Source organism: Micrococcus sp. KRD096 (genome assembly GCF_017168495.1).
In the GTDB taxonomy this organism is placed as follows: Bacteria; Actinomycetota; Actinomycetes; order Actinomycetales; family Micrococcaceae; genus Micrococcus; species Micrococcus luteus.
Genome location: NZ_JABFAY010000003.1, coordinates 80967 through 89732 on the forward strand (window position 1 = coordinate 80967; position 8766 = coordinate 89732).

The window sequence follows — 8766 nt, forward strand, 5'->3', positions numbered from 1 at the left end:
GGGTCACGGCGCCAGGCTACGACCCCTCACGCGACGAGGCGGGAAATCTATCTCATGGGCGCCCGGGGGCGTCGTGTGAGGTGGATTTCCCGCCTCGAAAGCGGGGGTGACTGCGGGGGTGGGTCAGCCGACGCGGCCCTCGCCGCGGTGCTCGCCCTCGACGCGGCCGGTGGTCCCCCGCTGGGTGACCTCCTCGCCGTCCTGGCGCTCGGGCCGCTCGCCGGCCTCCGCCGGCAGGCCCTCGTTCTCGTCGGTGGGCGTCTCGCCGGCGGTGGCGGCGGGTGCCGGATCCTGCGGGGCCCGACGACGGCCGCCGTGCGGGGACAGCGACTCACCCTCACCCAACGAGCTGACGCGCGGCATCGGCGACGTCGTCAGCGGCACGGACTCGGTCTGCCGGGCGTCGACCAGCGTGGAGCCCGTCCCGGAGATGGGGGAGCCCTGCACGGGGGCGCCGCCCGCCTCGCGGCCCGGGATCAGCAGCTCGGAGCGCCACTCGGGGTCGCGCTCGGTGAGGTAGTCCACGCGGGCGTGCTCGCCGAAGTGGTCCGCGTCCGCCTCCTCCCAGTCCATGGCCCAGCCGGCAGGCGGGTCGTTGAGCAGCTCGTCCGTGCGCAGCCAGTGGTAGATGGACGCGTACGAGCGGGTGCTCAGGTGGTCCACGCGTCGGCGCAGCATGCGGGTGTTCAGCTGGGACGGATGCGTCAGACCCATGGACGCCATGATCTGCACGGCCTCGCGCACGGTCAGGCGGTGGTAGTTGAAGACGCGGTTGCCCTTGTCCTCCACGTCGAGGGCGCGCATCAGACGCGGGTCCTGCGTGGCCACCCCCACGGGGCACTCGTTCGTGTGGCACTTCTGCGCCTGGATGCACCCGGTGGCCATCATCATCGCGCGGGCGGACATGGTGAAGTCCGCGCCCTGGATCAGACGCTTGACGATGTCCGAACCGGTGGCGACCTTGCCGGCCGCGCCGAGCTTGATCATGTGGCGCAGGCCGGTGCCCACGAGCGCGTTGTGCACGAGCATGAGGCCCTCGGTCAGCGGGGTGCCCACGCGGTCCGAGTACTCGAGCGGGGCGGCGCCGGTGCCGCCCTCGGAGCCGTCCACGATGATGAAGTCGGGGGCGATCCGCTCCTCCCAGATGGCCTTGGTCATGGCCAGCACGTCCACGCGGGAGCCCACGCAGAACTTGATGCCGATCGGCTTGCCGTCCGAGAGCTCACGGAGCTGCTCGATGAACTTGACCATCTCGCGCGGGGTGCGGAACGCGGAGTGGGACGCCGGGGACAGGCAGTCCTTGTCCATCGGGATCTCGCGGGCCTCGGCGATCTCGGGGGAGATCTTCTCCTTGGGCAGCATGCCGCCCAGGCCGGGCTTCGCGCCCTGGGAGATCTTGATGGTGATGCCCTTGACCTCGGGCAGCAGCGCCTTCTCGGCGAACTTCTCCGGGCTGAAGGTGCCGTCCTCGTTGCGGCAGCCGAAGTAGCCGGAGCCGATCTCCCAGAACAGGTCCGCGCCGTTGCCGCGGTGGTACTTGGTGAGGCCGCCCTCGCCGGTCTCGTGGATGAACCCGCCCAGGCCGGCGCCCTTGTTCATGGCGATCACGGCGTTGGCGGAGAGGGAGCCGAAGGACATGGACGAGATGTTCATCAGCGAGATGTCCACGGGCCGGCGGCAGTCCGGGCCGCCGATCCGCACCGTGGGGGGCTCCTCCGGCGGGTTGACCGGGGCGGTGGAGTGCAACAGGAACTCGTAGCCGATCTCCGAGGTGTCCCGCTCGGTGCCGAACGCCTTGTGGCTGTCCAGTCCCTTCGCACGGGCGTAGACGATCGAGCGGGTGTCCCGGTCGAACGGCTTGCCGTCGAAGTTGCGCTCGATGAAGTACTGCTGGATCTCGGGGCGGATCGACTCCAGCAGGTACCGCATGTGGCCGAGCACGGGGTAGTTGCGGAGGATCGCGTGCCGCTTCTGGGTCATGTCCCACACGGCGAGCACGAGCAGCGCCACCAGGAGCACCGCCAGCACCCACCACGCGCCGCCGCCGATGGCGGCCACCAGCACGACGACGAGCGCGGCCAGCGAGAGGGTCGCGACGATCAGGAGTCTGTTGTTCACCCGACCATCGTGCCCCATATCACTCGAACGTTCATCCTCGCCGCACTGTGTCGAGGTCCCACGTGTGGGGCAGGGGCGTCCGGGCCGACGGCAGGGCCACGCTGCGCCGCCACTCGTGCAGCCACTCCGGCAGCGTCGGCTCCCCCGCGAGGTCGTGGCCGGCCGCCGCCGCGATCGCCCGGACCTCGTCGTTCTCCACGGGGCGGCCGTCCTTCTTGCGCAGGCGCGTGCAGATGTACGCGCGCACCGCGACGTCGCCGTCGACCACCACGCGCTGCTCGAACCACACCGCGCGCTCATCCAGGCCGATCATCCGCGTCTCCACGTCGAACCGCTGCCCCAGGGTCACCGAGCGGCGGAACGCGATCTGCTCGGCCTGCACCACGGGCGTCCAGCCGCGACGGCGGATCTCGTCCCACAGGCCGGTGCGGACCATCGCGTCGAAGCGGCCGAGGTCGAACAGCCCGAAGTACTGGCCGTTGTTGACGTGCAGGGCCAGGTCCACGTCCGTGGGCAGGGCGCGCATCGGCAGCGTCGTCGGCTCCCAGAGTCCGGCGCGCGGGCGGCGGCGGGCGCGGGCGACGACCCAGATCGTGCGGGGGATCAGATGCATCGGAGGTTCCTCCTCGGGGTCACAGGACCCCCTCGGTCAGGTGGTCCGGCGTGCCGAACCGGTGGGCGGTCACGGACACGGCCTGTTCGTGCAGGAACGGCAGCAGCTCCACCTCGCCGGCGCTCACCACGGGGCCAGCGTAGACCGCCACGTCGGGGGTGTCGCCGAGCGCCGCGTGCAGCGCGCGCCGCGCCGCCTCGGCCGCCTCCCGGTCGCCGGTCCAGTCGGCGACGAGCCGGATCCGTGCGTCGCCGCCGCCCTCCGCTGCGGGCGGGATGAGGGCCAGCCGCCGGGCGCGGTCGTGGAACGCGGCGTCATCCTCGACGACGACGTCCACCGGCGCGGCCGTGCCGGCACCCTCCGTGCGGACGGACCGGACCAGCTCCTCCACCCGGCCGCGCACGGCCTCGGCCGAGAGTCCGTCCGCATCGGGCCCCTCCGCGGTGGGGGTCGGGCGCAGGCTCACGGTCGTGGGCGCCCCGGCGCGCAGGCCGGCGGAGACGATGCGCAGCAGGTGGTCGGCGGGCCCCGAGTGCCGGCGCACGAGGACCGGGGTGGGGACGTGACGCAGCACGTTCCGCTCGGCCTCGAGCGCGGAGACGTCCGTGGCCACCCCGAACACGGTGGTCCATGCGTGGGTGTCGAGGGCGCGGGCGGTCTCGAGCCAGGACGCGCCCGCACCGTCGGCCTCGGACCCGGACCGCCCCTCTCCCCCGGCCCACGTGGGCGCGTCCTCCCAGTCCACGAGGCCGTGCAGGTAGTGCGGCCCGCCGGCCTTCGTGGTGGGGCCGACGACGGAACGCTTCCAGCCGCCGAAGGGCTGGCGGCGCACGATGGCCCCGGTGATGCCGCGGTTCACGTAGAGGTTGCCGGCGCGCACGCCGCGCAGCCACACGTCGATCTCCTCCCGGTCCAGCGAGTGCAGCCCGGAGGTGAGGCCGTAGTCCACGGCGTTCACGATCCCGATGGCCTCCTCGAGCGTCTCGGCCGTCATCACGGCCAGCACGGGGCCGAAGTACTCGGTGAGGTGGGCGTCGGCGCCGGGGCGTACGCCGGAGCGGATGCCCGGGCTCCACAGGCGACCCGTCTCGTCCAGCTGCCGCGGGCGCAGGGCCCACCGCTCCCCCGGGCCGAGCTCGGTGAGCCCGCGGCGCAGCTTCTCGCCGGGGGCCTCGATCACGGGGCCCATCTCGGCGCGCGGGTCCACGGGGTGCGCCACGTGCAGGGACGAGGCCGCGTCCAGCAGCTGCCGGTGGAAGCGCTCGGAGGTGCCCACGGAGCCGACGAGCACCACGAGGGAGGACGCCGAGCACTTCTGGCCGGCGTGACCGAACGCGGACTGGACCACGTCCTTCGTGGCCAGGTCCAGATCCGCGGACGGGGTCACGATCACGGCGTTCTTGCCGGAGGTCTCGGCGAGCAGGTGCAGGTCGGGGCGCATCCCCTTGAACAGCCGTGCGGTGTCCCAGCTGCCGGTGAGGATGAGCCGCTCGACGGCCGGGTCGGTCACGAGCGCCGCGCCGACCTCCGCCTCGTCCTCGTCCGCCAGCGTCACCAGGCGCACGAGGTCCGCGGGGTCGTGCCCGGCGAGCGGGCCGCCGTCGTCGAACAGCCCCGAGTCCCGCAGCCCGGCCACGATCAGCTCCCACGCGACCGCGCCCGTCCGCTCGGACTGCGGGGCCGGCTTGAACACCACGGGCGAGCCGGCCCCGAGCGCGGCGAGGACGCCCCCGACCGGGATGGCCACGGGGAAGTTCCACGGCGGGATCACCAGGGTCAGGCGGACGGGCACGGCGCGGGCGCCCTCCACCGCGTCCAGGCCGCGTGCCAGGCGCGCGTAGTAGTGCGCGAAGTCCACGGCCTCGGAGACCTCGGGGTCGCCCTGGTCCAGGGTCTTGCCGGTCTCGGCGGCGGCCACCTCCAGCAGGCGGGCCCGGCCGGCGTGCAGGGCCCGTCCGACGGCGTCCAGCGCGTCGGCGCGCTCGTGGCCGGTGAGCGCGCCCCAGCGGGCGCCGGGGTCGGCGGTGGCGGCGATGGCGGCGCGGGCGTCGTCGGCCGTGGTGGCGCGGTGGGCGCGGACGGTGTCCGTCCCGAGGTCCGAGCCCGGGACGGCCGCGAGGATCCGGCGGGCCCACTCCCGGTTGCCGGGCAGCGCGGGGTCCGTGTCCGGGGTGTTGGCGAAGCCGTCCACGGGGGCGGGGGTCGGCCCGTCCTCCCCGCGGGACCGGTCCTGGAGGCGGTTCGGACGGGGCACGGCCGCGTCCAGGTGGCGCAGCGAGGCGCGGAAGCGCTCCTCCTCGCGGGCGAACAGGTCCGCGTCCGCGTCCAGGTCGAACACGGCGGACATGAAGTTCTCCGGGGAGGCGCCCTCCTCGAGGCGGCGCACGAGGTAGGAGATCGCCACGTCGAACTCCTCGGGCCGCACCACGGGCGTGTAGAGCAGCAGGGCGCCGACGTCCGCCCGGACGGCGGCGGCCTGGCCGGTGGCCATGCCGAGCAGCATCTCGAACTCCACGGCGGCCGGGTCGAGGCCGCGGCGCTCGATCAGCCGGTGGGCCAGGGCCACGTCGAAGAGGTTGTGCCCGGCCACGCCGATGCGCACGTGGGCCAGATGCTCCGGGGTGAGCGCGTAGTTGAGCACGCGCTTGTAGTTGGTGTCCGCCTCCTGCTTCGAGCCCACCGTCGCCAGCGGCCAGCCCGTCAGGGAGGCCTGCATCCGCTCCATGGGCAGGTTGGCGCCCTTGACCACGCGCACCTTGACCGGGGCGCCGCCGGCGGCGACGCGGCGCGCGGCCCACTCCTGCAGGCGCACCATGGCCGCGAGCGCGTCCGGCAGGTAGGCCTGCAGCACGATGCCGGCCTCGTAGTCGCGCAGGCCCGGCTGCTCGAGCAGGGCGGTGAACACGTTGAGCGTGAGGTCGAGGTCGCGGTACTCCTCCATGTCCAGGTTGATGAAGGTGTCCCGATCCCGGGCGAGCTCGAACAGCGGGGTGAGCCGCTCGGTGATGTCCGCGACGGCCTCGTCGAACGCGTAGGGCGCGTGCGGGGCGGTGGCGGCGGAGACCTTCACGGACACGTAGTCGACGTCGTCGCGGCGGATCAGCGCGGCGATGCCCTCGAGCCGGCGGTCCGCCTCGCCCTGACCGAGGATCGCCTCGCCCAGCAGGTTGATGTTCAGCCGGGTGCGCTCGTCGCGCAGGGCCGCGATGGCCTTGCCGAGCTGCCGGTCCCGCGCGTCGACGATCAGGTGGGAGACCATGTGCCGCAGCACGCGGCGGGCCGTGGGGACGGCGATGCGCGGCACGAGCGGGGCCGCGCGGCCGCCGACGCCGAGGACGGCGCGCAGTGCCGGGGGCAGGAAGCCGGGGGCGCGGCCGGCGAGCTCCCGCAGCGCCCGAGCGGCGATCGCGGGGTCCTCGGGGCGGACCACGTGGTCCACGAAGCGCACGATGAAGTCGAGGCCGCCCGGCTCCTTCAAGGCGCCCGCCAGCTGGCGGGCCGCGAAGTCGGCCTCATGGTCGCGGGACTCGGCGAGCCAACGCCGCACCTGCGCGACGGCGTCGTCGGCGAGGGCGTGCAGGTCGGCGGGGTCGGGGATCCCGCCGGTCGCGCCGAGGACCCGGTCGAGATCGTCGTGGTCCTGGGCGGAGAACGTCGCGGTCATGGCCGCACTCTGCACGTGTTCCGGGTCACAGGTCAAACCGCCGCGGCTTCCTGTTCGACGCCTATGCTCGATGGACATCCCCTCGACGCGCCCGCGCGTCGCCGCCGTCTTCCCAGGAGCCCGTCCGCCATGGCCGCCGTCGACCCCGCCCCCACCGACGCGCGGGAGCGCCGGGACGTCGTCGTGCCCGTGCCCGGACCCGAGGATCCGCCCGAGCGGGCCTGGCTCGTCCTGCCCCACCGCCACCCGGTGCCGACGCTGCTGGAGGAGACGCGGGACGCCGTCGTGGGCCTGGCCGAGACGCTCGCCGCCGTCCTGCCGGTCACCGTGCTCGCCCACCCGCGCGACGCCGGGGCGGCGCGGCTGGTGCCCCCGGAGGTGGACCTGCTGCGCGCGCCCGTGGGCTCACCGCTGCTGGGCCGCACCGGGCCGAGCTTCATCCGCCGCCCCGAGGGCCTGGCCGCCGTCGCCTGGCGCAGCGCCGCGGGACTGACCGGGACCGGACCGCTCGACGGCGCGGCCGCGACGGCCGTGGCGGAGGCGGCGGGACTGCCGCTGCTCACCCCCCTGCTGTGCGCCCCGCGCGGGGCCTGGGTGACCGACGGCGAGGGGACGGCCGTGGTGGCCGCGGACCCCGTGCTGGACGGGCGGATCAACGGCGCGTGGACCCCCAACCAGGTGGCCGCCGAGTTCGCCGCCCTGCTGGGGATCACCCGGGTGCTGTGGGTGCCCCCGGCACCGCGGCCGGGCACCGGGCCGTGGGGCGGGCCCGGCCACCTGGCCTCGTGGGTGCGGCTGCGGGGCGACGGCGAGGCCGCCGTGCACTGGCGCGGCGACCGGTTCCACCCCGAGCACCCCTACGCGGCGGCGGCGCTGCGCTTCCTGCAGGGCGCCGACGACGCCGGCGGCCGGCCCCTGCGCGTGCGCACGGTGACCGGGGCGGCGCAGCCCGCCGAGTACGACCCGGCCGAGCGGGGCCCCCGCTCCCTCCTGGACACGCTGCCGCTGGGCGCGGCGGTGCTGCGGCCGGCCTTCGAGGACGCCGCGGGCGAGGAGGCCGCGGCCGCCGCGTGCGCGGCACTGCACCCGGGGCTGCCCCAGCTGTCGTTCCCCGCCCCGCCGCTGCTGCGGCTGGCCGGCGCGCTCAACGACCTGGTGCTGCTCCAGCCCCGCCCGTGACCTCGTCGGTCGCGGGGCCGTCGTCGTCCCCGCCGTCCGTCGGGGCGCGGTCCTCGTCCTTCCCGTGCGCGTCCGAGCGCCAGGCCGCCGGGCGCAGCCGTTCCAGGAGCGAGGACTGACGGCGCTCCATCCCCTTCAGGTCCGAGGCGATGAGCGCGTTGATCCAGCGGGCGTTCGGGTCGGCGTCGATCAGCACGGCCTTGGCCAGCAGCGTGCAGGGCAGCGCGAGGATGGCGCCGAGCGGGCCGAGGACCCAGGCCCAGAAGAGCAGGGAGAGGAAGCTGACGGTGGGGATCACGCCGATCGCGTCGCCGGCCACCTTGGGCTGGATCACGGACTGCAGCACGAAGTTCAGCACCGAGTAGCTGACCACCACCCACAGGAAGTCGGACCAGCCGCCCGCCGCCAGGCCCAGGATGGCCGGCGGCAGCAGGCCGATGATGAAGCCGATGTTCGGGATGTAGTTGGTGAGGAAGCTGAGCACGCCCCACACGAGCGCGAGCGGCACGCCGATCAGCATGAGGGCGATCACGTCCAGCACCGCCACGATCAGGCCGAACACCGTGGTGACCACCCAGTAGCGGCGCACGCCCTGGGCGAACTCGACCAGGGCGTGGCCGAACTCGTGGCGGGCGGTGCTGAGCAGGCGGACGCGGCGTTCGACGTCCATCGAGTCCATCGCGAGGAAGAACATGCCCATGATCACGGTGACGAGCAGGCCGAAGACCGCGTAGACGTTCGTGGCGATCTTCGTGATGGCGCTGACGGCCGTCCCGGTCACGGCGCTCATGTCGATCGAGGCCAGCTGCTGGGACACCATGTCCGGGGTCACGCCGCGCTCGTTGAGCCAGTGCGAGACGTCCAGGACGATCTGCTGGAAGCGGTCCGCGTACTTCGGCAGCTCCGCCACCAGCTCGAGGCCGGACCACACCATCATGCCCCCGAACACGGCCATCACCGCGACGACCAGCAGGACGGTGGTGGCGGCCCCGAGCACGGGGTGCAGGCCCCGGCGGATGAGCCAGGCCTGCAGGGGGTAGGCCACGATCACGAGGTTCAGCCCCAGGAAGACGGGCGCCGCGATGGAGGCGATCCCCTGGAAGAACTGCACCACCAGCACCAGGCCCGCGAGCGTCAGGACGATCACCAGCATGCGCGGCCACATGCGGTGGGGGCGGCGGATGTCCCAGTC

Annotated in this window: 5 protein-coding genes; 1 reads left to right on the top strand and 4 read right to left on the bottom strand. The window is 74.0% G+C overall.

Features of this window, described 5'->3' with window-relative positions; translation table 11 throughout:
• Positions 1-123 precede the first annotated feature (123 nt).
• The 3 genes from J1M41_RS02165 to J1M41_RS02175 are packed head-to-tail and all read right to left on the bottom strand — an operon-like array spanning position 124 to position 6395.
• Entirely contained in the window at positions 124-2136 is a 2013-nt protein-coding gene (locus tag J1M41_RS02165; RefSeq protein ID WP_206451046.1) for an FMN-binding glutamate synthase family protein, read from the bottom strand.
• Positions 2137-2149: 13 nt separating this feature from the next.
• Positions 2150-2731 carry a thioesterase family protein gene (locus tag J1M41_RS02170; RefSeq protein ID WP_060973503.1) on the bottom strand — a complete coding sequence of 194 codons (582 nt, stop codon included), beginning with the start codon at positions 2729-2731 and terminating at the stop codon, positions 2150-2152.
• Between the two features lie 19 nt (positions 2732-2750).
• On the bottom strand, positions 2751-6395 hold the full coding sequence (locus J1M41_RS02175) for a bifunctional proline dehydrogenase/L-glutamate gamma-semialdehyde dehydrogenase (protein ID WP_206451047.1): 3645 nt from the start codon (positions 6393-6395) through the stop codon (positions 2751-2753).
• 129 nt (positions 6396-6524) lie between these two features.
• On the opposite strand from J1M41_RS02175, the gene J1M41_RS02180 reads away from it, so the two are divergent.
• The gene (locus tag J1M41_RS02180) at positions 6525-7574 is read left to right on the top strand and encodes an agmatine deiminase family protein (RefSeq protein WP_206451048.1); all 1050 of its coding nucleotides are present in this window, start codon (positions 6525-6527) and stop codon (positions 7572-7574) included.
• On the opposite strand, the gene J1M41_RS02185 is transcribed toward J1M41_RS02180, so the two are convergent.
• A partial coding sequence (locus J1M41_RS02185; RefSeq protein WP_206451049.1) for an AI-2E family transporter occupies positions 7540-8766 on the bottom strand: 1227 nt, incomplete at its 5' end. The two genes, J1M41_RS02180 and J1M41_RS02185, sit on opposite strands and share 35 nt — an antisense overlap.

Excerpts from the sequence above, each read along its gene's own strand:
- J1M41_RS02165 (WP_206451046.1), bottom strand. The coding sequence starts at position 2,136 with ATGGGGCACGATGGTCGGGTGAACAACAGACTCCTGATCGTCGCGACC.
- J1M41_RS02170 (WP_060973503.1), bottom strand. The coding sequence starts at position 2,731 with ATGCATCTGATCCCCCGCACGATCTGGGTCGTCGCCCGCGCCCGCCGC.
- J1M41_RS02175 (WP_206451047.1), bottom strand. The coding sequence starts at position 6,395 with ATGACCGCGACGTTCTCCGCCCAGGACCACGACGATCTCGACCGGGTC.
- J1M41_RS02180 (WP_206451048.1), top strand. The coding sequence starts at position 6,525 with ATGGCCGCCGTCGACCCCGCCCCCACCGACGCGCGGGAGCGCCGGGAC.